A 25,662-nucleotide genomic window follows, 5' to 3' on the forward strand; every position below is an offset into this window, starting at 1 on the left:
GCATTTGAAGCAATATCGATAAAGCTTTCGGGCTGCTGTGGTTCTTCGCTGCTGTCACTTAGTTCAATGCTTTGATCTATGGCACCTGCGGCGCGGGCGGAAGCTTTGCTGTTGGTGCGGGTATTGGGAGAACCAGAAATAATGACGCCATCTTCAGCCATGGGAAATAAATTACTGACCTCTTCAGATAAATCTGATATGACGTCATTAAGTCCAGAAGCTGCGACAGCGATACCAACAAGTGTAGACACTATAAAACCACCGGGAATAAGGCCTATTGCTCCATAGCACGCAAGTTCTACTGCTGCGCCGGCTATGTCAGCCCATATTGAAGTATGTAAAAGAATGTCTCCCTCTCGGGCGGCCCAGTAGGTGTCTGCCATGTGTAAACCCCTTTAAAATCTTTTAATTCGTTGTTTGATAGTGCTAATTTTCTAGATTTTTAGCGATATTATCTAAGTATGAGTTTGTGGTTATCTTCTTTGTTATGGCTGAATCATGTAATTTAATGTTAGTTTGGTTTAAGTTATATGATTTTTATGTGAATTATGTCATTAATTTGATTGTTATGCACTTAATAATTTGAATTGAGTAGATTTTGATTGGTATGGATATTGGTAATAGGTTGTGAGAAAGCTGGGGAGGTATTCTTGAGGGTATTGGTTTTGAGAGTTGGGTTTTGGCTGGCTAAACAGGGGTAAGTTGATAGATGTATGTAAATGTTAGCATTATTTAATTTAGACATTTTTTGTGTTTTTTTGTTTTAAATTGGTATTAAAGTTCGATTTTTTTCTGTTTTTGCTTGTTTCGTGTCAATAAATCCGTTTGGCTTAGATGTTTTAATCCGGTGTTTTGTGGGCTGCTGGGAAGGCGCAAGGCGGACTGGGTATTTGCGACTGATTATGGGTAGCTGATTGGATTACTGTTGATTGGGATGGTGAGAACGGATGGGTGTTAAGGTTCCAGAGCTGGTGTGTCCGGCTGGTAATCTGCCGGCGTTGAAGATGGCGATAGATCATGGCGCGGATACGGTCTATATGGGGCTGAAGGATGCAACCAATGCGCGAAATTTTGCTGGTCTGAATTTTGACTCTAAGTCTGCGGTAGAGGGAATTACATATGCGCACCGGCGTGGGCGTAAGGTGTTGATGGCGATAAATACCTATGCACAGGCAGGAGAAGTAAGAAAATGGCAGCAGGCGGTGGATACGGCTGCCGAAATTGGCGTGGATGCGGTGATTCTGGCGGACTTTGGATTGCTGAATTATGCACACAAGACGCATCCACAACTGGCGTTGCATATGTCTGTGCAGGGTTCGGCAACTAATTATGAAGCAATTAATCTGGCCCAAGAGCTGTTTGGTATCCGGCGGGTAGTGTTGCCGAGAGTGCTGACACTGCCGCAGGTGGAGCAAGTGATTAAGCATACTTCAGTAGAAATTGAGGTATTTGGCTTTGGCAGTTTATGTGTGATGGTGGAGGGGCGCTGCTTACTGTCTAGTTATGTGACAGGTGAATCTCCAAATACGTTTGGGGTGTGCTCACCGGCAAAATATGTGCGCTGGGAGCAGCAGGCAGCAAGGATGAACGCACGCTTAAATAATATTCTAATCGATCAGTATGCAGCAGACGAGCCAGCTGGTTATCCGACTTTGTGCAAAGGGCGTTTTCTGGTAAATGATGAAACCTATTATGCATTGGAAGAACCGACAAGCCTGAATGTGCTGGAGATTTTACCGCAGTTGTTGTCCATGGGTGTGGCGGCGATTAAGGTGGAGGGACGGCAGCGCAGTCCGGCATATACGGCGCAGGTAACTAAGGTATTGCGGCAGGCGCTTGATTTGGCGGTACAGTGTCCTGAATCGTTTACGGTGCAGCCGCAGTGGCAGCAGGCGTTGGCTAAGGTTTCTGAAGGACAGCAGGTGACGCTTGGAGCGTATAACCGGCCGTGGAAGTGATGAAGGGGTGTGAGTGATGCAACGGGATAAACTGGCTTTGTCTCTAGGGCCGATTTTGTTTTTTTGGCACAAGCAGCAGATTGTTGAATTTTATCAGCAGCTGATTGGCGAACCGCTAGCCACTGTTTATATGGGTGAAACGGTATGCTCGCGCCGGCAGGAGTTGAAAGTAGCAGACTGGATTGATTTGGCGCGCGATGTGGCGGCTGGTGGCTGTGAAGTGGTGCTGTCTTCACAGGTGCTTTTGGAAAGTGAGTCTGATTTAAAACGTTTGCGTAAATTGGTGGAGCAGGAAGATTTCTGTGTAGAGGCTAATGACCTTGCTGCTGTACGGTTGTTGCATGCTAAAGGAATTCCTTTTGTCGCCGGACAGGCATTGAATATTTATAACGAGCAAACGCTGGCGTTGATGCAGTCGCTTGGCGCTAAACGCTGGGTGGCTTCGATTGAGCTGTCAGCCGGTCGGCTGGAGCAGATGATTGCGGCGGTACCGGATGTAAACTGTGAGGTGTTTGGCTGGGGGAGAATGCCGTTGGCCTATTCTTCTCGCTGTTTTACGGCGCGCCATTACAATCTGAAAAAGGACAGTTGTGAATTTAAATGCTTGGAGCATGCAGACGGTTTACCATTGCTCACGCGTGAGCAGCAGGCTTTTTTAACGATTAATGGTATACAGACGATGTCTGCTGGTTGTCATTCTTTACTGGCACAATATCAGCAATTGCAGGCAATCGGGGTAAACCGTTTTAGGCTTTCTCCACAAGCACAACATATGGTGGATACGATACGGCTACATCAGCAGGTGATGGCTGGTGTACTGGAAACAGAAACGGCTTTGTCTGAGCTCAAAGGGTATGCCGGTGGTACGCTGGTAGATGGCTACTGGCAGGGTAAGGCAGGAATGAATCAATGCAAAGAGGTGATGTATGCAAATACCTGACAGGGTAATGCCGGGATTGCTGAAAAATGTGGTGGAAAGGCTGCCGGCTAAACCGCCGGCATGGTTGCTGGTACAGACGTTGAATCAGCTGCTAAAAAGAGAAATTTTGCTGGCTGATATGTCATTGCTAGCCGGACGTTTATTTCGGGTTGACGTGGCTGACTTAGGATTAAATCTATTTTTCAGTGCTTCGGAGCAGCGGTTTATGGTCTCGGATGTTAGTACTGACGTGGATTTGTGTCTGAGCGCAAATACTGCTGATTTTATGAAGATGTTGTTACGGCAGGAAGACCCGGATACGCTGTTTTTTAATCGCCGGTTAAAAATTGAGGGTGACACGGAGCTTGGGCTGATTGTTAAGAATTTGCTTGATAGTATAGATTGGTCGACTATTCCGATGATGAAATCATTGGTAAAGCAATGAGTTTGTTTTATTGATGTAATGAAGATAATTCTGTGGCCGGTATCATGTCGATACCGGCTTTGTGGTTTTAAAGCAGATGGTTAGTTCGCCGGACGACGGCAGGCTATCATGTAGTTGACGTCTAGGTTTTCGGTAAGATGGTAGTGTTTGGTTAGCGGATTATATGTGAAACCGCTACTGCCCAGCCATTCTAGACCAGCCTGCCGGCACAGACGCGCCAGCTCGGCCGGTGTGATGAATTTGTGGTGATCATGGGTGCCGCGGGGCATCAGTTGTAAAATGTATTCGGCGGCAATGATGGCTTGCAAATAGGATTTTGTGTTGCGATTGATGGTGGAGAAACAAACAACTCCGCCGGGTTCCGTCAGTTCGGCACAAGCTCTGACTACGCTGCCAGGATCAGGAACGTGTTCCAGCATTTCCATACAGGTAACGGCACCAAAGCTGGCCGGCATTTCTGCGGCTAAATCTTCTACACTGACTTTACGGTAGCTTACATTGCTGATTTGCTCCTGCATGGCGTGCAACTGGGCTATTTTGAGCGATTTTCCGGCTAAATCGATGCCAGTCACGCTGCTGGCGCCTGCTTTGGCCATAGCTTCGCTTAGAATACCGCCTCCACAGCCTACATCCAGAATTTTTTTGCCGGCCAGTCGAGCATAGCGGTCGATAAATTCGAGACGTAATGGATTAATGTCGTGCAATGGTTTGAATTCACTGTTTTTATCCCACCATTTGTGCGCGAGCTGGCTGAATTTGTCAATTTCGCTAGCATCAACGTTGGCCGGGGCCTCCGGTAGATGAGTATGTTCCTGAGTTGGGGTATTCATGATTATTTTTCCTTGGTTGCGGTGGTTTTAGCCCACAAGGCAATGATATTGTTTTTTTCACGCGGGCGTGCTCCCGACCAGATTTCGTGCCATGGTTGCGGAGGTTCGGCTTTGGGGTCGCGGGTCACTAAACGGTATTCACACTCAGGATTGTCTGCCTGCAAAGGTATCCAGCTATATTGCTGCCAGGCAATGCGGGTACTGAAATTGTCGTGATTGATACTGATGCAGGCATGCCGATCGCTGAATGCCTGTAACTGCTGTTTGCTCAGGCTGTTTTCCATTTGCTGAACCACTGGCCGTGCCGATTTGGCCGCATCCAGCCAAGGCAAAAACAGGGTCAATAGCAGTGACCATACTAATAAAACTCCGGCTGCCCAGTTGGTTACTGCTTGTCGGCCACGGATATGCTGGCGGGTAATGGCCCATAGCCAAAGTGGTGTCAACACGCAAGCGACAATCAAGGGAAAGTAATTGACATCGTAGCGGTAATAGGGACTGAAATAAACGGCACGGGCAGCCAGTTTGGCCGGCCAGCCATAATTCATGGCGATGAAGCCAAGCCAGAGGAAAAGTGCCAGAAAACCAAAAGCCATGATGCCAAACCAGTTGAGGAAAGCGATGGCTCCGCGACGCAGTGCATCCAGCTGGGCGGCTCCGAGTAAGGCCATAGGTGGCAGCACGATTACCAATAAATCCTGATATTGCAGCGGCAGCAAGGCAAAAACTGGTAGGCATAGACTTAGCCATACGATAGCAAGCACGCCCCAGCGCTGTTTTTTTAACTTGCCGCGCGTAGCAGTCCAGATGGCCAGAGGCCATGCAGGAAAGGCAAACCAAAGCAAATTTTTTAAATAGTATCCAAGCGAGAAGTGTACTTCTTGATGTTGAAAACCACCAAAAGGGGCGAGAGCATGATACTGCCACCACAGATTAAAAATATTGGCAGCGGTCTGATGCAGAGCAAGTGGCCAAACTATCATTAGAGGTAGGGCACAGAGCAGGGATATCAGTAAAACTAGATAATAGCGACGGCGACGCCACTGAGGGTAAAAAAGCAAGCTGAACGCTACCAGCATCAGCAGTAATGGCCACAATAGGCTGCCGGTCAGAGACAGTACAGCCCAGCCACCGCCCAGCATCATGCAGGCCATCATGATGCGACGATCTGACAGGGAAAAACCATACCAGCACATGGCAGAACCAAGAAATAGGATAATGCTGTCGTTGATAAAATGAGCTGGTATTAGAATGCCGGTACAGCCGAGTAATATGAGAATGGTGATGCGTCCGTAGCCACGGCCAAGAAACTGGCGTCCGGAACCGCCGATGCAGGCAAACGTACACACAATCAAAATGACATTGGTTAGACGCGTGGCTTCAAAGGCGTCCATTTGGTTGGGGCTAAATAAATGTTGGCATAGGGCAGACAACCAAATGTAGAGTGGGGAGGCTTCCCAGTTTATTTCGCCAAAAATAGTAGGAACTGCCCAGTGTGCCTTGTGCCACTGGCTGGCGGTGGTGAACAGATAAGGTTCACCTGGTGTCCATAAATCATGATGCAATACCCCCGGCCACAGCCACACGAATACCAGTAACAACCAAAGCCATGAACGCTTTTTATTCATGCTTTGTGAGCTGGGTTTGCTGGGTGTATAGGTGAGCATAGGTGATTAACAGCTGTTTAGGGTGTGATATAGGCTTTATGTTAGCGGAAAATGCAGTAGGCAGCCAGATGAGGCTGCCTGTGGCTACGATGATTAGGGCGAAAATTAATCCTAATCAAGGTGTTTGCTTAGATTCACCTGTGTCAGTGGTACTTTGCGGGTACGGTAGCGAAGTTTGTGATACAGGTAAAAGGCAGCAAATACTGGGAGACCCATATAGGTAATAGCAAAACGCTGCCATTTGAAATCACCATGTAGTAATAATTGGCTGTCTTGTCCGATAATCACCAGAATACACAGTAATAGCGCCAGAATGGGGCCAAATGGAAACCATTTAGCGCGATAAACCAGTGAATTGATGTCGTTACCCTGCTGCACAAAGGCGCGGCGGAAACGGTAGTGACTGATGGCTATGCCTAGCCAGGCAATAAAACCAGTTAGACCGGAAGCAGCTACGATGTACTCGTATGCACCTTCGTCCACACTTTCCAGCAAAAAAATCGCCAATACAACAATGGCTGTAGCCAGCAAAGCCAATACGGGCACGCCGCGCTGGTTGACTGCTGAAAAGCGCCGGTGTGCCATGCCATCTTTACCCATGGCGTACAACATACGGGTAGAAGCATACAGGCCTGAATTACCGGCAGACAGGATGGAAGTGAGAATAACCGTATTCATCACGGCAGCGGCAAAAGCCAGCCCAGCTCGCTCAAACACCAGTGTAAACGGTGATTTGGCAACCTGATCCACGTCAGCACCGAGTAAGGCATCACTGTTATAAGGAATCAGCAGGCCAATTACTAACATGGCTAAAATATAGAAAATCAAAATACGCCAAAACACTTGTTTGATGGCTTTGGGAATGCTTTCCTGCGGGTTTTCTGATTCGCCGGCGGTAATGCCGATGAGCTCGGTGCCCTGAAATGAAAATCCGGCAATCAAAAATACACCGAGTACGGTAAAGAAACCACCCGACCAGCCATGTCCGAGTATCGGTGCGTCGCCAATGGTGAAGTTGCTCAGGCCGACATACTGGCCGCCAAGAATGCCGAAGATGGTCAGCACGCCAACGCCGAGAAACACGATTACTGTGACTACTTTAATCAGAGCAAACCAGTATTCAGATTCACCATAGGCGCGTACAGACAGTATATTGAGCATAAACACCAGAGCAAAGAACAGCAAACTCCAGCTCCATGCCGGCATAAAGCGCAATGGTTCCCAATAGGTAATTACCAATGAGGCAATGGAGATGTCTGCAGCCACGGTAATCACCCAGTTAAACCAGTAATTCCAGCCCAGCGCAAAACCCAGCGACGGATCAACAAAGCGGGCTGCATAAGTGGAGAATGAACCGGAAGTAGGCAGGTAAGTGGCCATTTCGCCTAGTGAGGTCATGAGAAAATACACCATAATTCCGATGGCCATATACGCCAGTAAGGCGCCACCAGGGCCGGCATCGTGAATCGCGCTGCCACTGGCCATAAACAAGCCTGTACCAATACTGCCGCCAATGGCAATCATTGACAGATGGCGGGTTTTCAGATGGCGTTTAACTTGGTTGGGAGAGGAATTGGCGTCTGTCATTCTGATAATGTGTAACTATATGCGCCGGTATGTTGTAATTGAGCAGAACTGCACTACCTTGCGGCCAACTTCAGGCGCGCACCGGAGGTACGGTGTGACATACCGGAATGGATTGTCTATTTTAGGGTTTAATAGCGTATGCCGGATATTTTTATCCTTTTTGCATACTGGGTTTTGTTGCAAAAGTCTTTATTATAACAAATTGTATGCATTACTGGCATGAGAATTCAGAGGTAACGCTCTCCATGATAATATTTACCATTATTCAGCATAATTATATTTTCGGGCCAGCGCAGTGCAGCCAGATGCATCTGGCTGTCTGTCACAGCAATGGCTTTTTTGCGTTCCCGCCAGCGTGCACCAATGGAAAAATCCACGCAAAATACCTGACGTTGCTGCCCCAGCCAATGTGTTGGAGGCTCCTGAAACAGTTCTTTGCGGTGTTCGGCTATGCCGGCGCCATACCAGCTGCGCCAGTAATGGCCGATTATTACCGCCACAGGGTCGGTATACTGCTGCCACCACGGTTTACGTACTGTGAAGCGCCAGCGGCCGTTGATATAAAAAGGCTGTTGTGTGATGGCCTGAATGCCGCTGGTGAGCGCACGTATTGGATTGTGACAGCTGCGTAGTAGATCATAATGGGCTGTACCTGCTTGAAACGTCATCGGATAGTGCTCATTTTCCAGGTCTTTATTTAATTGCCGCTGCTCCTGCTGGTATGGTTCGTACCATTGCGTATTTCGGAAATCATCTAAAAAGCGGTCTTCCCAGTAATGATATTGTTTTACCAGTGAAGTTTCACTGCATTCTAGTAATTTATCAATACTTTCCGGCAACCACGCAGCGTGAACGATGCGCAAATCGTCCCGTTGCAGAATTAATGGCCATTGTGCGATGGTTTCCTGTAATTGCCTGCGTTGGGCAGCGGGATAATGCTGCCATGGCGCGAACCGTGCTTCATCCTGTGGCCGGTTATCAAAATACCAGCCAGCTCCGTCTTTGGGATCGTTAATTAATAAGTTGAGTTCATGATTACCGATGATGGTAAATGCGTTTTCAGAGGCGGCGGCCTGTATCACCCAGTCAAGAACAGCAGGGCTGTTTGGCCCACGGTCGCACAAATCGCCAACAAACACGAGTTTACGTCCGTGTTGATGGCGACCGTAATCATCGTAGCCAAGAAAGTGTAATAACTGCTGTAAAGCTTCCCACTCGCCATGAACATCACCAATCACGTCCAGCGCGGTGTTGGGTAAGGGGCGGATAAAGGTACTTAAGTCAGAATACTTCATTTTAATGGCCTGTGTTAACAGACCTGACTGCTGTCTGTGCGAATATTTATTATTTTAAAAACAATATTTAATCAACTAAATCCAATTAACATAGCACAAAATATTCAAGTATGCCAATTCCCCGCTATAAATGTCCTTTTATGTATGATTAATGTCAGTAAAAGTGTATGGAAATGATTTGGCTATAAATATTCAATAATTAAGGAGCTGACTAAAAATTAGATATTTACCGTTAGATTATTTACTGAGCAGATATCCAGAAACGAAAACTTATCCGCCAGCATCGGCTGTTTGTTTTGTACTTAAAAAAACGAATAAATTCAATGTATTATTTTCAATAATAGCTACTTAGGTGTTCTTGATAACTCCATTAAACGTTTATATTTGTTTCCAATGCCATGAGTACCTTAAACTGACCATTGGCTGGGAGGTCTTTCGCTTACTCATTGCTATTACCAGTCTGCTATTTTCCGTTTGTGTCCCTGTTTGATGTTTAGAAACATTCTGGGCAATTCAGACAAAATATTTATTGTTAATAAAGTATTAAGGCATATCGTGCTCTAACATCTGGCAATAACGTATTTTGCAATATGCATATATTTATTAGTGTTTTCTGGAAATGAGCCGATGAAGATATGGGCATGTTTAACAGCAATTGTACGATAGTGTGTTGGCCGCTATTCGCATGTGGATAAGGTAACGGTTATTTGCGTTGGCATTTAATGTCTCTATATAACCCATTATCCGTGATGTGTTCGGATTGTCGTTATTATTGCTGAAATTAAAATATTAATTTCAATTGTTTATTTTGAGTAGTATTGGTTGTTAGTGTGATTGATTGCTTTTGCTGGTAAATGATTTTGCCAAGCTGCTTGATTTCAGCTAAAATCTGGCCTCTTTAGTATATTTGCACCTATAGCTCAGTTGGAAGAGTGTCGGTTTCCGAAGCCGGAGGTCACAGGTTCGATCCCTGTTGGGTGCACCAAGTTAGCATTTAAGGGTTTCAGGATGGCTGAAACCCTTAAATTTTGCTATCTGTACATTTGTTTAAAACAAAATTTCAAACAAAATATAAGTTTTAATCACGCAGTGTTTAGACAGTGCTACATGAAAAACTGTACTGTATTGTAATTAATGCGCTGGTAAGGGTTGTAAGGATTCAGGTTTGATTGTGGCTGTGTATCAGTAGGGAGCGGCCTACATAGCGTCTAGTTTGAATCATTCGTAATATTATGATTAAGGCTGATGCGGAACGTGGCTATTTGTACTGTTGCTAGATTTTTTTCTAATCAGTTCTGAAATTTTTACTATCTGTAAGCAAAATTTGATCTTGATATTTTTTGCTAAATTGAGTGTACAACTGGTACCACCTATTATGATTATTACAGCGGTGGTTATTTTACATAAATCTTTCAAGGCAATTGCTGCTATCGATACGATACTTACGCTGGCTGGCGTGTTGTTAATAGATAGCAAGTTAAGGCAATAATAATCATTATGCTGTATAGATAATTGTTGCTCAATTAAAGCGTGCCTTTTTTGAAAGCCAATGATTTCGAGGCTACGAATCTGAAATTAGTAGGTGGGTATACTGCTGTCTACTTCTCGTGACCATGCATCGATGCCGCCCTTGAGATTATAAAGATTTTCGAAGCCGGTATCCTGTAAATACAATGCTACTTGCATGCTGCGCATGCCATGATGGCAGTAAATTACGATTGGTTTATCGTCCGGTAATTCGTTTTGGCGCAAGGGAATCATATTCATCGGAATATGGAGATACCCAGGAATAGCTGCATACTGGACTTCGTTGTCTTCGCGTACGTCAAGGAGGACAAAATCTTTTTTTTGCTGCTGCCATTGCTGCAATTGTGCTGCATTTATTGTCTGAATGGTCATATTAATAAATTGATTCTGTGTGATGTGTATGGATATTAATCTAATTTGATAATGTGGCTGTATGCCTGCTGGCATTTGCTTTGTTAGCCGGATCAAATGATACCTGTGTTTGTCTGAATATGCCAATGCAGCACAGCTGGCAGTAGCTCAGACTATTGGCTAGCTTAATTGTAGTGGCAGTATCGAAGAGGCTGGATTTTTGCGTGAATTCTGTCTCGTTGTATGATGATTGGGCGCTTACTTAGGCTGCCATTTGCCATCATTGCCTTTATGATAAACCTTTTCGACAGCAGCCCATGCTACTCGGAACGCAATGGTTTCTGCATCGCTATTATCGCGGCGTTTTTTCGGATCCTGATATTCTGCTATGGCGTGATTAAATGCTTCTTTGAATATGTCTTGCGCATGTTCCGGTAAAGCGTTCCGGACTGATGCAGGTAGATCACTACGGTGCTGATAAGGCATGATATTGCTCCCGATTTTGTTTCTATAGCCTAGTAAATCGCAATAAGTGGCTTAATGCAATCAGTTTTTCTAATTATGTTTTTGTTTTAACTAGGTTTTAATTTTTTATTACTTAAAGAGCGAAGATGACGGACAGATGGATGGACTGTATGCGGCCGATACCAATAGGCAAGAGAAGTCAAACATGTTGTTTGGCGTATGTATGCATACTGATTGGACTGTTGATTTGCTGGCTGAAAGCTAAGTGCTAGATATGGCGGAGAAGTTAGTGTACTGCAATATTTGAATTTGAGAATGCACAGGCAGCACCGTTGCCGTAATGGCTACAAGTGCTGCTTTTTAAGAAAACGATAGAATCAGAATCTGAATTGATTGGGTGCCGGTGTTTCCAGACTGTGTAATGCAGGTGCTACGGTTTCGAACAGTACGGTTTCTTTAAGCTGATTGTTCTGGCGCTCAAACAGTATGGCACGCATTACTGGCGCTTCACCAATAATGGCTACCATGCGGCCATCTTCAGCCAGTTGCTCAAGTAGGGTGGCTGGCAGTGTAGGCAGAGAGCCGCCTACGTAAATGGCACTGAATGGAGCGCCAGGTAGCTTGTCTGCTAATCCATCGCAGGTTTTGTAGCTGATATTGGTGTAGTCAAGGTCGCTGAGAACGAACTGAGCACGCTGCTGTTGTTCGGCATCTATATCTACAGTGATGACTTTGCCGGCCATTTTTGCCAGTATGGCCGTGGCGTAGCCAGAACCGGTACCAATTTCTACTACGGTATCGGTGAGGTTGAGTTGTAATGCCTGAATCATACGTGCGACTACTTTTGGTTCAAGCATTTTGCCACCATTGGCCAGTCCGAGAGCCTGATCTGTATAGGCTACTTCCTGTTGCTGTGGCAGAACAAAGCGTTCACGCGGAATATCGGATAATACATCTAGTAAGTCGAAATTTAATACGTCCCATGGACGGATTTGCTGCTCAACCATGTTATAGCGGGCGGTATTGAAATCCATGTCTGCTCCGAAAGGCTGATTACCCGAGCTGCGGGTGAGTAATAAGTAGGTTTGTATTATAAAAACATTGTTATGTGGTGTTGGATAGGGTACACCACATGAATTTGACCCAGAAAGATTATAAAACTATTTACGTTGTGACAATAGGGCAAAGGCAGTTGCGGTGTAGACGAATATCTACGAGCAGGCTCATTGTGATTGAGTAAGGTTATGTCGACATGTTGAAAAAGCACAGGTTTTATTTGTCTGTCAGATAAATAATGCGTGATACTGCAACGTTTAGCTTTGAAGTCGGAAGAGATCTATTGTTTATCTTCCGCAGTGTGGCTCTGCACAGGGAGAAATCGGTAGGTTTTTACTGATTAATAGAACGCAAGTAGTGGTTTTCCGTTACAATGCCGCCGTTTGCAAGCTCTTTTAGTTTGCATTATGTATGAAGATTACTTTATATACTGTTTTGTTCAGTTTTGGCCAATCTATAGTCAGTAAGGAAAAAATATGTGGCAGCAGAAATGGATAATCGGCAATTGGAAGATGAATGGCAGTCAGTCGGCAAACCGGCAACTGCTACAAGCATTGCTGAAACCAGTAGATGTAGCTGCGGCTCATGTTTACTGTGGTGTAGCGGTGCCGAATGTTTATCTTGCCGGAGTGAATGAATTCACGCGTAATACATCGCTGGCGGTAGGGGCGGAAGATGTGAGCCGTTTTGCTGCATACGGTGCTTTTACTGGAGAAGTTAGTGCGCAAATGCTGGCAGATGTGGGTGCGCAGTTTGTGCTGATCGGACACTCTGAGCGGCGGCAGTATTTTCACGAAGATAATCAAGAATTGCTGATTAAGATGCAAAACAGCATGGCAGCAGGCCTGCTGCCGGTGCTGTGTGTGGGGGAAACACTAGCTGAACGTGAACAAGGACAGGAGCAGGTAGTAGTAAGTGCACAGCTGGATGTGCTGGCCAGTCTGGGGATGAGAGAAGTGGTGGTGGCTTATGAGCCAGTATGGGCAATTGGTACCGGCAAAGTGCCGTCTGTAACGCAGATCGCTGCGATGCATCAGCTGATTTATCAGCAAATCTTGTCTTTGTGTGGTGAAGATGTTAAAATCCGCGTCCTTTATGGCGGTAGTGTCAACGCTGGCAACGCGGCTGAAATTCTGGCTGTGCCACATGTTGATGGTGCGCTGGTTGGCGGAGCCTCGTTGCAGGCTGACAGTTTTGCCGCTATTATTCAGGCTGCATATGCGCCTGCTTGATAAAAGTTGATATCATGGAAGCATTCAAAACCCTTATTTTAATCGTGAATATTTTCGCGGCGCTGAGTGTTATTGTGCTGGTGCTAATGCAACAGGGCAAAGGTGCGGATGCGGGCGCAGCATTTGGTTCCGGTAGTGCTCAGGGTGTATTTGGTGCTGCGGGCAATGCAAATTTTCTCAGCCGCAGCACAGCGATTGCGGCCACTATATTTTTTATTACTTGCTTGGCTTTAGGCTATATTTCCACGCACCGCCACAGCGGCTTGGATTTTAGTAATGTGAAGCAACAGCAAGTAGTGGTACCGGCTAAGCCAGCAGCTGCCAGTGCACCGGCGGTACCGGTGAAACCGGCACAGAAGCCGCTAATACCGGAATAGGAATTTTTTTTACAGTTACATGCCGACATGGTGAAATTGGTAGACACGCCATCTTGAGGGGGTGGTGACCTCAGGTCGTACGAGTTCGATTCTCGTTGTCGGCACCATATTAGAAACAAACGATACACAACAGGTATATTCAGGTATGCAGGTTAGCTAAACATTTGAGCTAATATGTATGGTTGATTTCAATTGGATGATAGGGCAGCCTATAGGGGCTGCCCTTTTTATTTATGGCGAATATATCCGAACGTGATTGGGTAGGATGAGTTGATTAATTATGTTTATACAGAGGTTTCAGACTGTAAAGATTGTCTGTCTGTCCACCTGTTTGGAATGAACCTTAGTTTATGGAAAAATCCTGATGACCAAAACTGATCCTTTTGCCTATTTAGAAGACTTAAACGATGAGCGCACTCTGGCATTGATTCAGCAGGCGGATGCAGCGACTCAGGCTGAGTTTGCAACAGATGCTGAGTATGAAGCAGTACGTGATGATATGGTGACAATACTGCGTGATGAGCAGCAAATACCGTTTTGTCAGGAACATCGTGCACGCATGTATCATTTTTATCAATCGGCTGAATTTCCGAAAGGTGTGTATCGGGTATGTTCTGCTGCCAGTTATCGTGCTGGTTTGCCTGAATGGAAAATTTTGTTTTCTGTGGCCGATTTTGATGAACTGCTTGGAGATGATGTGTATTTGCAGGGTGTGGCGCATTATGTGCAGGCGCCCGAGCATGTGCTTATCAGTCTGAGTGCCGGCGGTGCTGATGCAGCCTATACCATTGAGTTTAATTTAAACGAAGGCAAAGTGGTTGAGGGAGGTTTTCATTTTCCTCTGAGTAAAAGCATCATTAGCTGGCGTGATACAGAAAGTGTATGGATATGTCCGGCATGGGATGAGCGGCAGCTGACTCAGGCTGGCTATCCACGGCAGGTATGGCTGATGCAACGCGGGCAAACCTTTGCGCAGGCGCAGCCAGTGCTAGAAATGCCAGCTGATGGCATGATGGTGAATGCATGGCGTTATTTAGATAGTCAGGGCGCACCGATTGATTTAATTGAGGCGGCAAGCGGCTTTTATCACAAGCAATATTATCAAGTTATGGCGGATTTAAGTGCCAAACCGCTGGGACTGCCTGATGATTGTGAACTGATGGGCTATCTATACGGGCAGTTGCTGGTGCAGTTGCGCAGTGGCTGGCAGCGTGCGAACCGGAGTTATCCCGCCGGTAGTCTGGTTGCAGTGAAATTACATAAAGGTGAGCTGGGTGCTGCTGAAGTGATTTTTCAGCCTAAGGCCACTCAGGCAATTGAAAGTATTGAAACCACACGGCGGTTTGTATTGGTGTCGATACTAGATAATGTACGCAGCCGTTTGCTGGCGTGGCAATTTGGTGGCAATGGCTGGCAGGAAGTTTCATTGCCCAATCTGCCGGATGGTGCGCTTGAAATAACAGACCAGCCTTGGGGCGGCGATTTGGTCTATCTGGCAATCAGTAGTTTTTTGGATCCTTTGACACTGTATACGCTAGATGTGCATCTGGGAGAATTGTGTGTGATGCGGCGACAGCCGCAGCAGTTTGATGCGGCAGGGATGCAGGTGAAGCAGTTCAGTGCTGCTGCATCTGATGGGACGTTTATTCCTTATTTTCATGTTGGTAAACATATGAATAAGGAAATGCGCACTATTGTTTATGTTTATGGTGGCTTTGGTATGCCTCAGCTACCCTATTATTTAGGTAGTATTGGTCGGTACTGGTTGGCAAAAGGTTATGCATTTGTACTGGCAAATATTCGTGGCGGTGGTGAATTTGGACCTCAATGGCATGAGTCAGCCCGCGGTATTCATAAGCATGTCAGTGTAGATGATTTATTGGCAGTGCTAGATGATTTATATTCTCATGGGCGAGCCAGTGCGATGCATACAGCAATTCAGGGCGGTAGTAATGGCGGGCTTGTGGTGGCCGCTGCATTTTGCCGCCAACCGCAGTGTATGGGAGCGATGGTGTGCGAGGTGCCGCTTACGGATATGTTGCGCTATCCTTATCTTTCAGCCGGTTCTTCATGGGTAGATGAGTATGGTGATCCTGTTGATTCAGTTGAAAAAAATGCATTGCTTCAACTTTCGCCCTATCATAATTTGGGCAAATTGCAACACTACCCACCTGCTTTAATTACGACTAATCTTCATGATGACCGTGTACATCCGGCCCATGCACTGAAGTTTTTTGCACGTTTGCGTTCACTCAGACAGCCGGTATGGCTGGCTGTACCCGACACCGGTGGGCATGCAGGGGGTGCGACTCAGGAAAATACCGCAGCAGAATTGGCGCTGATTATGAATTTTTTATATAAAACGATTGCTGACGATGATTCAATCTAAATCTAATAACTTGTGGCAAAAAAACAGGCTGTGCTAATATGGCTGCCGCTTGTCGTGTAATCTGCGCAGGGTGATAAGTAAAAATGCGCTGAAAATCGCTGAAAACCATAGAAAATACGGCAAAAAACAATTTGAATGGTAAACTCTATTTTTATTAGGTACAATAATATCAACAACTAAAAAGTTGATTAATTCAATTAACCCTGTCCGTATCGCAGCGGGCAAAGAAAAGAAAGATCAGTCAATGGATAACAATATCGAACAACGCGTGAAAAAAATTGTTGCAGAACAATTAGGCGTGAGCGAAGCTGAAGTAAAAAACGAATCTTCATTTCAGGAAGATTTGGGTGCTGACTCACTGGACACCGTTGAATTGGTAATGGCTCTGGAAGAAGCATTCGGTTGCGAAATTCCTGATGAAGAAGCTGAAAAAATCACTACTGTGCAACAAGCTATCGACTTTGTTGGCGCACACCTGAATTAATTCCGTGTAGTGTTGGTCAAATTCAAATTCCTCTGTCGAACTAAGGTGCCAAGTATCGCCTGATTCGGTAGAGGTTTTTTTCTTACGAGCAAATTATGAGTAAAAAACGAGTAGTCATTACCGGCCTGGGTCAAGTATCTCCTGTGGGTAATGATATCACCACAGCATGGCAGAATTTACTTGCAGGTAAAAGCGGCATTGGCACGATTACCCATTTTGATGCTTCGTCTTTAGTTTGCCAGATTGCTGGTGAAGTTAAGAATTTTGATGTAACGCAGTACATCAGTGCTAAAGAGGCACGCCGGATGGATTCTTTCATCCATTATGGTGTGGCTGCTGCTCTTCAGGCGATAGCCGATGCAGGGCTGGATGATATCCCGGGTTTGGATAAAACCAGAGTAGGGGTAAATATTGGTGCGGGTATCGGTGGCCTGCCGGCAATTGAGGCCACTGCACGTACTGTAGTGGAGCAGGGTGCCCGTAAAATCAATCCATTTTTCATTCCCAGCTCACTGATTAATCTGATATCTGGCCATGTTACGATTTTAAAAGGCTATCAGGGACCAAGCTACGGTATGGTTTCTGCCTGCACTACTGGTGCGCACAGTATCGGTGATTCTGCACGCCTGATTAAGTATGGCGATGCGGATATTATGATTGCTGGCGGTGCCGAAGGTGCCATCTGTGAGTTGGGTGTGGGTGGTTTTGCTGCCATGAAGGCACTATCTACCCGCAATGATGATCCGGCTACAGCCTCCAGACCATGGGACAAGGATCGTGATGGTTTTGTGATGGGTGAAGGTGCTGGTGTAATGGTGCTGGAAGAGTATGAACATGCCCGTAAGCGCGGCGCCACGATTTATGCTGAGCTGGTTGGATTTGGTATGAGCTCCGATGCATATCATATTACTGCTCCGAATACTGAGGGTCCGGCTCTGGGGGTGACGCGTGCTCTGAAAGATGGTGGCCTGAATCCAGAAGATATTGATTATGTAAATGCGCATGGTACCTCCACTCCGCTGGGTGATGTGAATGAAACCAACGCATTAAAATTGGCTTTAGGCGAACAGGCCAGAAAGCTAGTGGTGAATTCTACTAAATCGATGACCGGCCATCTGTTGGGCGGTGCTGGTGGTGTGGAAGCCGTTTACACTGTAATGGCTATTCACACGCAGAAATCTCCGCCTACGATTAATATCTTTGAGCAGGATATTGAGGCAGGCTGTGATTTGGATTATTGTGCTAATGAAGCACGGGATTTGCCGATTCGTGCAGCTATTTCCAATTCATTCGGTTTTGGCGGTACCAATGGCTCGCTGGCGTTTAAGCGTTTTGAAGATTAAGCGCTTTTGAAGTCCGCAATGTACACACAGGTTGTCTGATTAACAGGCAGCCTGTGTTTTTATATTAGCCGACCGACGGTAATCTGGGTAGCTGCAGAATAATGTCGGCTACGGTAAAGAATTTGCGCGACAATCAGATAAATTTGCTGATATTCAATGTGGATTACCAGTTTTTGCTATAGATGTTGCAGCTTGAGCTTGGTTTTTTGGATACAATGTGCTGCCTGTTGCAGCCTTAATCCAGATATTTCAGTGATTATTGATGTGCAGCAGTGCTCTAAACTGACCAGGGTTTGGCGGAAGTTTGTTATAGGGAATATTTGTCATGAATATTGGTGTACTGGGTGCGGGAGCGTGGGGTACTGCGCTGGCCATTCATTTTGCCCTACATTCGCATAAAGTATGGCTATGGACCCATAATATACAGCATGTGCAGCAATTACAGCAGCAGCGGCAGAATCAGCGTTATCTACCGGGTTTTGATTTACCGGAAAATTTAGCTGCTGTGGCAGAGCTGGCCTCGGCCGAGTTAATTATTATTGCTACGCCGGTGGCAGCTTTACGGCAAAGTGCGCAGAAGCTGGTGGATGCTGGCTTGAGTGATGTGCCCATTATTGCAGCTTGCAAAGGATTCGAGCAGCAAACCGGTTTACTGCCGCAGCAGGTGCTGGCGGAGGTGATGCCTAAGAATCCATGTATCGGTGTTTTATCCGGCCCGAGTTTTGCTCAGGAGCTGGCACAGCAGCTGCCCTGTGCGGTAACACTGGCATCAGAAAATTTTGTTTGGATTCAGGCGCTGGCGGCGAGTTTGAATAATACCGTTTTGCGTTTATATGCCAATGCAGATGTGATTGGGGCGGCCGTTGGTGGTGCGGTAAAGAATGTCATGGCGATTGCAACAGGTATTGCTGACGGATTGAACTATGGTATTAATGCGCGTGTTGCGTTAATGACGCGCGGTATGGCGGAGATATCCCGTCTGAATCAGGCGCTGGGTGGTCAGGCTGCGACGTTGATGGGACTATCGGGTATGGGAGATTTGATTCTGACCTGTACCGGCTCGCTGTCGCGCAATCGCAGAGTAGGGTTGCTGCTGGCAGAGGGCAAATCACTGCCGGAAGCGCTTACAGAACTTGGACATGTGGCGGAAGGTGTATATACTGTCGAGGAAGTTTGCCGACAGGCTGCTTCGCTCGGGGTGGATATGCCAGTAGCCTGTATTCTCAAGCAATTGTTTGATGGTTGTATAGAAGTTCAGGAAATGGCTGAAATACTAATGGAACGTGCACCTAAGGCGGAATAATAATCAAATTCAATAATGAATAACAATTTAAAGTGGCAGCATGGAAATTCAGGCATTCATGCTGTGTATTCTGAGGATGGAAGCGGGTAGGGAATGGAAAATCAATTAGAACAACTGGAAGATTGCATTAAGCGGCTGGTAATACATTTTAATTCTCTTCTGGCTGAAAAGCAGCAGCTGACACAGCAACTGTCATCGGTAAAAGAAGAAATGCAGCAGCAGAATGAAAAATTTCAGACTGAACGTGAACGGATACGAAACCAGCACGAGCAGGAAAAATTACACTTGCAGGAAAGCATGCAGACAACGATTGATGGATTAATTGCTGAAAAAAACCGTTATACTTCGGTAATTAAGGCATCCAGTGATGAATTACAGCAATTGCTGAAACGCTTGCCTAAGGCGCAGGAGGAATCCTAATGGATGAAATTCAACAGGTTCGTGTGGAAATTCTTGGTCGTCCTTTTAATATCGGTACGCCCAAAAGTGAGCATGAAACATTGATGCAGGCGGTAAAAATGCTCAATGAAAAGATTGCTGCGATTCAAAGTTCCGGACGAATTGTTGAAACAGATAAAATCGTGATTATGGCTGCGCTGAATTTAGCTCATGATTTACTCAAGCTTACGGTACATGGTAATTTGGAAATCGGTGATTTTGAGCGTAAAATGCAGGATATGATTCAGCTGTGTGAAAGTACCCTCACTCTTGTGGTAAAATAACTTTTTCTTCCCCTGCTGTGTTCGCAAGGACATATATTCCTTTGAACCAATAATTCGCTTTTTTGGCGGTTGGGTAATGGTGGGCGTGAGCATTCTGTGTGAATGAACCCGAAGCCATTCGATACTGCCAGCCTTGTCCTCAAGGTTCAAGCGGATAGCGTCCAAAACGGCACATGTGGGGGAAACCCATTTGAACAGGCTGTCTGATATTTCAGGCAGCCTGTTTTCAGTTGTTGCCAAATGTGTATCGCTAAATCACATTGTTCAGGATTAATCTTTCGCGTTTGATCGGGTGGAATTCCAGTCATAGCTGCATATGAAAAGTTGTTATTTGCGATAAAAATCTGCTTTTTTCCAATAAAATTCATTATTTACTGCTATTTTCATGTTTTTTGAAAATATATTGATCTGACTGGATTGAGTATGAGTACGTCAATCTGCGCTAAGATGTTTCGCTATTTCAGAAGTACGTTTTTCAATCTTTTTTGAGATTGCGCTATTATCATTGTATTTATCTCGGCGATGGAATGTGCAAATCAGGTAGAATTATGGTGGCTGTGTTCCGTCCTGAAACCGGCTGTTTTAGCTGAAGCTCTATCACCTTGTTTCACATCTGTTGTCGCTTTCTCTGTGAACGGTGAGTGTTTAATTCAATTCTCTTAAGCCAGACAATTAATGTACTGGCGTGAAAAGTGCTATGTCTGACAATTCTCCTTATATTCCGTTGCGGCTACATACCGAATTTTCTATTGAAGATGGCATTGTTCGGATTAAAGAAGCGGTAAAACGTGCCAGTGAGCTCGGTTTGCCGGCACTCGGTATCAGTGATCTGATGAATGTGTTCGGCATGGTGAAATTTTACAAGGCCTGTCGCAATGCGGGTATTAAGCCCATTATGGCAGTGGATGTGCGGGTGGAAAATCCAGAGCAGCCGGATAAACCTTTTCGTCTGATGCTGGTGGTAAAGAATCATGGTGGTTATCTGCGTTTGAATCAGTTATTGACTGACGCTTATGTAGGGGAAGACCGCAATCCGAATCAGCCTGTTATCCGCCAGCAATGGCTGGCTGATGGGGATAATAGTGGTCTGATCTGTCTGTCTGGGGCGCAGTATGGTGAAATCGGTCAGGCTCTGCTGTCGCAGAAGCCGGAGCTGGCTGCACAGGTGTGTGCTAAATATCAGCAATGGTTTGGAGAACGGTTTTATCTGGAAGTACAGCGTTTGCCTGAACGGCCGGAATGGGAAGCAGTGGTGGCCGGTAGCGTTGCGCTGGCTGCTACACATCAGATACCGGTGGTGGCGACGCATCCGGTGCAGTTTATGGATGCAGCAGACTTTCAGGCACATGAAGCCCGTGTATGTATTGCCAGCGGCTATGTTTTAGCTGATAAACGGCGTCCACATGATTTTGTTCCGAGTCAGTATTTTGTGACGCCTGAGGAAATGGCTGAGCGGTTTGCCGATATTCCGGAAGCGCTGACTAATACCGTAGCAATTGCACAAAGTTGTAATTTGACGCTGACGCTGGGCGAGCACTATCTGCCTTTGTTTCCGACACCACAAGGAATGACACTGGATGATTTGCTGGTGCAGCTTAGTAATAAAGGGTTGCGTGAGCGTATGGCGTTTCTGTATCCGGATGAGGCTGAGCGGGCTCAGAAAATGCCGGAATATCAGCAGCGGCTGGATTATGAGCTGGGTATTATTATTCAGATGCAGTTTCCAGGCTATTTTCTGATTGTGCAGGACTTCATTAATTGGGCTAAACAGAATGGTTGTCCGGTAGGACCGGGGCGTGGTTCGGGTGCGGGCTCACTGGTGGCGTATTCGCTGAAGATTACTGATTTGGATCCGCTGCGCTATAACTTGCTCTTTGAACGCTTTCTGAATCCGGAGCGGGTATCGATGCCTGACTTCGATATCGACTTTTGTCAGGAAAACCGTGGACGTGTGATTCAGTATGTCCGGCACAAATATGGTGTGCCTGCGGTTAGCCAGATTGTGACTTTTGGCACGATGTCGTCCAAGTCGGTGGTACGTGATGTGGGAAGGGTATTGGATTTGCCGTTTGGCCTGTGCGACCGTTTATCCAAGCTAATACCTGTGGAGGCCAATAAGCCGTTAAGTTTAACTAAGGCGATGGAAGCAGAACCTCAGATACAGCAGTTATTGCGTGAAGAAGAGGCTGAAGAGCTGATGACGCTGGCGCTAAAACTGGAGGATTTGACGCGTGGGTTGGGTATGCATGCCGGTGGGGTGTTGATGGCACCGGGTAAAATTGCCGACTTCTGCCCGATTTATCAGGCCAGCGGTGAAGATGCATCACCGGTTTCCATGTTTGATAAGGATGATGTAGAGCAGATAGGGCTGGTGAAATTCGACTTTCTTGGGTTGCGGAATTTAACCATTATTGAAATGACGCAGAAATTTATTCTGGAGACGACCGGCCAGAAAGTTGATGTTAATCATATTCCATTAGATGATGCGGCTACTTACGCCAGCATTTTTGCCAAGGGTAATACCACCGCTGTTTTCCAGTTTGAGTCGGTGGGCATGAAAAAAATGCTGATAACCGCGCGTCCGACTAAATTTGAGGAAATTATTGCTTTTGTGGCCTTGTATCGGCCGGGGCCGATGGATCTGATTCCGGACTTTATCCGGCGTATGCACGGTGAAGAAAAAGTGGAATATTTGCATCCAAATCTGGAACCGGTGCTTAATTCTACCTACGGTGTAATGGTGTATCAGGAACAGGTGATGCAGGCGGCGCAGGTCTGCGGGGGGTATACACTAGGTGGCGCCGATTTATTGCGGCGAGCTATGGGTAAGAAAAAGGTTGAGGAAATGGTGAAGCATCGTGCCATTTTTGAAGCCGGAGCCGCGGAAAAGGGCATTGATAAGCATACTGCCAACGAAATTTTCAATTATATGGAAAAATTCGCTGGTTATGGTTTCAATAAATCTCATGCGGCCGCTTATGCGCTGGTGTCGTATCAGACGGCATGGCTGAAATGCCATTATCTGGCGGAATATCTGGCTGGTACGATGTCCAGTGAGTTGACCAATACTGACCAGCTAAAAATCTTTGTCGATGATGGCATTGAAAATGGTATTACTTTTTTGCCGCCCAGTATTAATCAGTCTTTTTATCGGTTTACTCCGAACAATCAAAAACAGATACGCTATGCATTGGGTGCGATTAAGGGCACTGGTGAGGGTGCAGTAGAAGCGATTGTGCGAGCACGTGAAACAGGCGGGCCATTTACAGACCTATTTGATTTTTGTCAGCGGGTTGACCGCCAGCATATCAACCGTCGCACTATTGAAGCGCTGGTGCGTGCCGGTGCCTTTGATGAACTGAATCCGAATCGGGCTCAGTTGCTGGCCAATATAGGATTGGCTATGGAAAATGCTGAACAGGTGGCAGCCAATGCCAATCAGGGTGGGCTGTTTGATCTGGTGGAGGATGCGATAGAACCCTTGCAAATGGAAGAAGTGGCGCCATGGTCTCTGGCTGTGAAGCTGGCAGAAGAAAAACAGGCCATGGGCTTTTATTTTTCTGGTCACCCTTTCGAGCCTTATGCTGATAAGGTGCGTGCACTGGCGGGTACTAAGCTCTCTGCGTTAAAACCATCCAATAATAAACAGAAGGTAGCCGGATTTGTTACCGGTGTACGCTATATTATGGGAAAACGTGGTAAGTTTGCTGTGGTGCAGCTGGAAGACGGCACTGATAAGCAGGAGGTGGTGGTAGCAGGGCAGGCCTTGGAAGAATACGGCGCCAGTCTCAAAGCGGATCAGGTGCTGATAATGGAATGTAAGGTAGCGGTAGATGAATACAATGGCGGTGATGGTTTGCGTATCACCGCAGATGATGCATTTACTTTGGCTCAGGCCAGTGCGCGTTATGCGCGCAGTCTGCAATTATATATTGCTGCTGATGCGCCAATTCAAAAGCTAGCTGATTTGCTAAAGACTTATTGCGGAGAACAGGCGCATGTACCGCTAAAATTCTGCTGCCGCCACCAACATGCTTATGGCGAGCTACGCGCAGATAAAAGCTGGCTGATTAGGCCAGAAGCTGTTTTGTTTGATAGCTTGTATTCTTTACTAGGGGATGAAGCGGTACATGTAAGCTTTTAAATAGGATTTTATTGCTTTTTCATGTAATTTACGTAAGTTAGAAATATTTAATTCATAAGATAATGATCAAATCTTATGTTTAAGTTTTAAATGTGATTGATTTCTCTAATTTTATTCACAATGCTAATGAAATTTATTGAAGATATTTTTAACTATCTACTGTATTTAAATTTATTGAGTATTGCGATTGAATTTATCTGCTTCTATTCTGGCCGCTCTACCTCCGTTGCCACAGTTTCACGCTGATTGGTCAGTGTATATGCTGCTTTGTGATAATGGTGCGTATTACTGTGGAATCTCAAACCGGCCTTTGCTGCGCTGGCTGGCGCATTGTTCGGGGAAAGGGGCAAAGTATACGCGTATGCATACTCCAGTGCAGATGCGGCTGGTGTGCGTGGATATAAATAAAGCCGCGGCAGCCAGATGTGAATTTCGGCTTAAGCGGCTAAAGGTGGCAGAAAAAAGTGCATTGTGGCAGTTGTTGCCCGATTTTCAGACACGAATTTAATTTCTGTGCAATTAATTCGTTGCTGATATCTTATAGCAATGCGTCAAATCCCGGATCGGATGAGGCCGGAATTTTGTTAACTGGAATATTTTTTTCCGGAGCTGGATGTACTTTTTCTGGTACTGTGGGGGTGGGATTTAACGGGGTTATGTCTTGTTTGGATGTATCATCCATATCCTCATCCACTTCTACGTTGCTGCTTTCTGGAGCAATTTCCTGTTTAGGTTGTGAGTTTATAGTGTTGATGTGTTTTAGTTCAACCAGCTCACCCTTACCACTAGTCCACTGTAACGAGCTGAGCGCACCGCTGACTTTAGTTTTGCCTGCAGTACATGTGAGACAGATTAATGTGTTGGCCGGTTTAATCAAGGCAGCAGCTAGACGCTTTTGGTCTACCTGTTGCTGATGCTGATTTGCCCAAGAACTAATACTCTGATTAAGTAGTTTTTTGTTTAGATTGCGTTTGTTATAGGGGTCTCGGTAAACCGCAATCCAAATATCGTTCTGTTCGTCGATGTTTACTGAAACTTGCTGATAGATTACCGCTGCATCTGCACCGCTTTGAACAGTTGCAGCAAAATCCAATGCGTTGGGGCTTTGCAGCCGAACACAGCCATGACTTCGTACGCCGGGTACACTGCTGGGTACATTTGTACCATGAATGCCTAGACCGAGTCTGGGTTCACCAAGACGGACAAATACCGGACCAAGCGGATTTTTGGGGCCGGGCGGCACTGATTTCTGTACCGCTTTTCCACTGGCCGCCATTTCTTTTTGAATACTACGTGGTACGCTCCAAGTGGGATTGGCCACTTTAGCACCAATTTTGTATTCACCTAGCGGTGTTTGTGTGCTCGCTTTACCGACAGTTATGGGATAGGTTTTGATTAACTTGCCATCTTGAAACAAAAACAGCCGTAGCTGCGGAATATTCAGTATGACCTGCTGCCCCTTACTAGGTACGGCATAATCTGGCATGGGGATGGCAGCATATGCACTAGCAGATATGATGGAAGTGGTGAGTGCATAAAGTATAGGTTTCAACATTATTCTGAAAATC

22 protein-coding genes, 2 tRNA genes and 1 other RNA gene are annotated in these 25,662 nt (G+C 46.0%); 16 read left to right on the top strand and 9 right to left on the bottom strand.

Annotation, left to right across the window (positions count from 1 at the left end; all coding sequences use genetic code 11):
* The coding region (locus tag J3U75_RS10780) for a hypothetical protein (RefSeq protein WP_267392101.1) at positions 1-383 on the bottom strand (383 nt) is incomplete at its 3' end.
* 564 nt (positions 384-947) lie between these two features.
* Between J3U75_RS10780 and ubiU the strand changes: the two genes are divergently transcribed.
* The 3 genes from ubiU to ubiT are packed head-to-tail and all read left to right on the top strand — an operon-like array spanning position 948 to position 3,322.
* Positions 948-1,958 carry a ubiquinone anaerobic biosynthesis protein UbiU gene (gene ubiU, locus J3U75_RS10785; protein ID WP_267392102.1) on the top strand — a complete coding sequence of 337 codons (1,011 nt, stop codon included), beginning with the start codon at positions 948-950 and terminating at the stop codon, positions 1,956-1,958.
* A 16-nt stretch (positions 1,959-1,974) separates the two neighbouring features.
* Entirely contained in the window at positions 1,975-2,898 is a 924-nt protein-coding gene (locus J3U75_RS10790) for a U32 family peptidase (RefSeq protein WP_267392195.1), read from the top strand.
* On the top strand, positions 2,885-3,322 hold the full coding sequence (gene ubiT / locus J3U75_RS10795) for a ubiquinone anaerobic biosynthesis accessory factor UbiT (RefSeq protein WP_267392103.1): 438 nt from the start codon (positions 2,885-2,887) through the stop codon (positions 3,320-3,322). The genes J3U75_RS10790 and ubiT overlap by 14 nt, the downstream gene beginning before the upstream one ends.
* Positions 3,323-3,402: 80 nt before the next feature.
* Here the strand turns inward: ubiT and ubiG are convergent, their stop codons facing one another.
* The 4 genes from ubiG to J3U75_RS10815 all read right to left on the bottom strand — a co-directional run bounded on the left by ubiG (position 3,403) and on the right by J3U75_RS10815 (position 8,701).
* Positions 3,403-4,152: a bifunctional 2-polyprenyl-6-hydroxyphenol methylase/3-demethylubiquinol 3-O-methyltransferase UbiG gene (ubiG, locus tag J3U75_RS10800; RefSeq protein WP_267392105.1), complete on the bottom strand. Its 750-nt coding sequence runs from the start codon at positions 4,150-4,152 to the stop codon at positions 3,403-3,405.
* Between the two features lie 2 nt (positions 4,153-4,154).
* Entirely contained in the window at positions 4,155-5,819 is a 1,665-nt protein-coding gene (locus tag J3U75_RS10805) for an ArnT family glycosyltransferase (protein ID WP_267392106.1), read from the bottom strand.
* 111 nt (positions 5,820-5,930) lie between these two features.
* Positions 5,931-7,343, bottom strand: coding sequence for an amino acid permease (locus tag J3U75_RS10810; RefSeq protein WP_323811371.1), 1,413 nt, complete (start codon positions 7,341-7,343; stop codon positions 5,931-5,933).
* A 290-nt stretch (positions 7,344-7,633) separates the two neighbouring features.
* Complete coding sequence (locus J3U75_RS10815; protein ID WP_267392108.1) at positions 7,634-8,701, bottom strand: metallophosphoesterase; 1,068 nt, start codon at positions 8,699-8,701, stop codon at positions 7,634-7,636.
* A 909-nt stretch (positions 8,702-9,610) separates the two neighbouring features.
* Between J3U75_RS10815 and J3U75_RS10820 the strand changes: the two genes are divergently transcribed.
* Positions 9,611-9,686: transfer RNA gene (locus J3U75_RS10820), tRNA-Arg, on the top strand.
* A gap of 590 nt (positions 9,687-10,276) precedes the next feature.
* Here J3U75_RS10820 and J3U75_RS10825 read toward each other — a convergent pair.
* From J3U75_RS10825 to J3U75_RS10835, 3 genes are all read right to left on the bottom strand, one after another.
* On the bottom strand, positions 10,277-10,600 hold the full coding sequence (locus tag J3U75_RS10825) for a rhodanese-like domain-containing protein (RefSeq protein WP_267392109.1): 324 nt from the start codon (positions 10,598-10,600) through the stop codon (positions 10,277-10,279).
* Positions 10,601-10,837: 237 nt separating this feature from the next.
* The gene (locus J3U75_RS10830) at positions 10,838-11,065 is read right to left on the bottom strand and encodes a ChaB family protein (protein ID WP_267392110.1); all 228 of its coding nucleotides are present in this window, start codon (positions 11,063-11,065) and stop codon (positions 10,838-10,840) included.
* Between the two features lie 356 nt (positions 11,066-11,421).
* Complete coding sequence (locus J3U75_RS10835) at positions 11,422-12,078, bottom strand: protein-L-isoaspartate O-methyltransferase family protein (RefSeq protein WP_267392111.1); 657 nt, start codon at positions 12,076-12,078, stop codon at positions 11,422-11,424.
* Between the two features lie 498 nt (positions 12,079-12,576).
* On the opposite strand from J3U75_RS10835, the gene tpiA reads away from it, so the two are divergent.
* The 12 genes from tpiA (at position 12,577) to J3U75_RS10895 (ending at position 24,602) form a co-directional block, all read left to right on the top strand.
* On the top strand, positions 12,577-13,332 hold the full coding sequence (gene tpiA, locus J3U75_RS10840) for a triose-phosphate isomerase (protein ID WP_267392112.1): 756 nt from the start codon (positions 12,577-12,579) through the stop codon (positions 13,330-13,332).
* 14 nt (positions 13,333-13,346) lie between these two features.
* The gene (gene secG, locus J3U75_RS10845) at positions 13,347-13,709 is read left to right on the top strand and encodes a preprotein translocase subunit SecG (RefSeq protein WP_100151827.1); all 363 of its coding nucleotides are present in this window, start codon (positions 13,347-13,349) and stop codon (positions 13,707-13,709) included.
* 21 nt (positions 13,710-13,730) lie between these two features.
* Positions 13,731-13,816 (top strand) — tRNA-Leu (locus tag J3U75_RS10850).
* A 254-nt stretch (positions 13,817-14,070) separates the two neighbouring features.
* The gene (locus J3U75_RS10855; protein WP_416384703.1) at positions 14,071-16,098 is read left to right on the top strand and encodes a prolyl oligopeptidase family serine peptidase; all 2,028 of its coding nucleotides are present in this window, start codon (positions 14,071-14,073) and stop codon (positions 16,096-16,098) included.
* A gap of 244 nt (positions 16,099-16,342) precedes the next feature.
* Positions 16,343-16,582 (top strand): acyl carrier protein, encoded by a 240-nt coding sequence (acpP, locus tag J3U75_RS10860; protein ID WP_025331393.1) that lies wholly within the window; start codon positions 16,343-16,345, stop codon positions 16,580-16,582.
* Between the two features lie 95 nt (positions 16,583-16,677).
* The gene (gene fabF / locus J3U75_RS10865) at positions 16,678-17,925 is read left to right on the top strand and encodes a beta-ketoacyl-ACP synthase II (protein ID WP_100151825.1); all 1,248 of its coding nucleotides are present in this window, start codon (positions 16,678-16,680) and stop codon (positions 17,923-17,925) included.
* Between the two features lie 325 nt (positions 17,926-18,250).
* On the top strand, positions 18,251-19,228 hold the full coding sequence (locus J3U75_RS10870; RefSeq protein ID WP_267392116.1) for an NAD(P)H-dependent glycerol-3-phosphate dehydrogenase: 978 nt from the start codon (positions 18,251-18,253) through the stop codon (positions 19,226-19,228).
* Positions 19,229-19,321: 93 nt separating this feature from the next.
* Positions 19,322-19,648 (top strand): hypothetical protein, encoded by a 327-nt coding sequence (locus J3U75_RS10875; RefSeq protein ID WP_100140510.1) that lies wholly within the window; start codon positions 19,322-19,324, stop codon positions 19,646-19,648.
* Positions 19,648-19,950 carry a cell division protein ZapA gene (locus J3U75_RS10880; RefSeq protein WP_100140509.1) on the top strand — a complete coding sequence of 101 codons (303 nt, stop codon included), beginning with the start codon at positions 19,648-19,650 and terminating at the stop codon, positions 19,948-19,950. The genes J3U75_RS10875 and J3U75_RS10880 overlap by 1 nt, the downstream gene beginning before the upstream one ends.
* Positions 19,951-19,956: 6 nt before the next feature.
* Positions 19,957-20,136, top strand: a non-coding RNA gene (gene ssrS / locus J3U75_RS10885) — 6S RNA.
* 511 nt (positions 20,137-20,647) lie between these two features.
* The gene (dnaE, locus tag J3U75_RS10890; protein WP_267392117.1) at positions 20,648-24,094 is read left to right on the top strand and encodes a DNA polymerase III subunit alpha; all 3,447 of its coding nucleotides are present in this window, start codon (positions 20,648-20,650) and stop codon (positions 24,092-24,094) included.
* Positions 24,095-24,281: 187 nt separating this feature from the next.
* On the top strand, positions 24,282-24,602 hold the full coding sequence (locus tag J3U75_RS10895) for a GIY-YIG nuclease family protein (protein WP_267392118.1): 321 nt from the start codon (positions 24,282-24,284) through the stop codon (positions 24,600-24,602).
* A 30-nt stretch (positions 24,603-24,632) separates the two neighbouring features.
* On the opposite strand, the gene J3U75_RS10900 is transcribed toward J3U75_RS10895, so the two are convergent.
* Positions 24,633-25,649, bottom strand: coding sequence for a L,D-transpeptidase (locus tag J3U75_RS10900; protein ID WP_267392119.1), 1,017 nt, complete (start codon positions 25,647-25,649; stop codon positions 24,633-24,635).
* Between the last annotated feature and the right edge of the window lie 13 nt (positions 25,650-25,662).

The organism is Snodgrassella sp. B3088, from assembly GCF_026535815.1.
Classification (GTDB): domain Bacteria; phylum Pseudomonadota; class Gammaproteobacteria; order Burkholderiales; family Neisseriaceae; genus Snodgrassella; species Snodgrassella alvi_E.

Coding starts and splice junctions, on each gene's coding strand:
- fabF (WP_100151825.1), top strand. CDS start 16,678: ATGAGTAAAAAACGAGTAGTCATTACCGGCCTGGGTCAAGTATCTCCT.
- secG (WP_100151827.1), top strand. CDS start 13,347: ATGGAAGCATTCAAAACCCTTATTTTAATCGTGAATATTTTCGCGGCG.
- dnaE (WP_267392117.1), top strand. CDS start 20,648: ATGTCTGACAATTCTCCTTATATTCCGTTGCGGCTACATACCGAATTT.
- J3U75_RS10870 (WP_267392116.1), top strand. CDS start 18,251: ATGAATATTGGTGTACTGGGTGCGGGAGCGTGGGGTACTGCGCTGGCC.
- tpiA (WP_267392112.1), top strand. CDS start 12,577: ATGTGGCAGCAGAAATGGATAATCGGCAATTGGAAGATGAATGGCAGT.
- J3U75_RS10830 (WP_267392110.1), bottom strand. CDS start 11,065: ATGCCTTATCAGCACCGTAGTGATCTACCTGCATCAGTCCGGAACGCT.
- J3U75_RS10810 (WP_323811371.1), bottom strand. CDS start 7,343: ATGATTGCCATTGGCGGCAGTATTGGTACAGGCTTGTTTATGGCCAGT.
- J3U75_RS10875 (WP_100140510.1), top strand. CDS start 19,322: ATGGAAAATCAATTAGAACAACTGGAAGATTGCATTAAGCGGCTGGTA.
- J3U75_RS10805 (WP_267392106.1), bottom strand. CDS start 5,819: ATGCTCACCTATACACCCAGCAAACCCAGCTCACAAAGCATGAATAAA.
- acpP (WP_025331393.1), top strand. CDS start 16,343: ATGGATAACAATATCGAACAACGCGTGAAAAAAATTGTTGCAGAACAA.
- ubiT (WP_267392103.1), top strand. CDS start 2,885: ATGCAAATACCTGACAGGGTAATGCCGGGATTGCTGAAAAATGTGGTG.
- J3U75_RS10815 (WP_267392108.1), bottom strand. CDS start 8,701: ATGAAGTATTCTGACTTAAGTACCTTTATCCGCCCCTTACCCAACACC.
- J3U75_RS10900 (WP_267392119.1), bottom strand. CDS start 25,649: ATGTTGAAACCTATACTTTATGCACTCACCACTTCCATCATATCTGCT.
- J3U75_RS10790 (WP_267392195.1), top strand. CDS start 1,975: ATGCAACGGGATAAACTGGCTTTGTCTCTAGGGCCGATTTTGTTTTTT.
- J3U75_RS10825 (WP_267392109.1), bottom strand. CDS start 10,600: ATGACCATTCAGACAATAAATGCAGCACAATTGCAGCAATGGCAGCAG.
- ubiG (WP_267392105.1), bottom strand. CDS start 4,152: ATGAATACCCCAACTCAGGAACATACTCATCTACCGGAGGCCCCGGCC.
- J3U75_RS10835 (WP_267392111.1), bottom strand. CDS start 12,078: ATGGATTTCAATACCGCCCGCTATAACATGGTTGAGCAGCAAATCCGT.
- J3U75_RS10880 (WP_100140509.1), top strand. CDS start 19,648: ATGGATGAAATTCAACAGGTTCGTGTGGAAATTCTTGGTCGTCCTTTT.
- ubiU (WP_267392102.1), top strand. CDS start 948: ATGGGTGTTAAGGTTCCAGAGCTGGTGTGTCCGGCTGGTAATCTGCCG.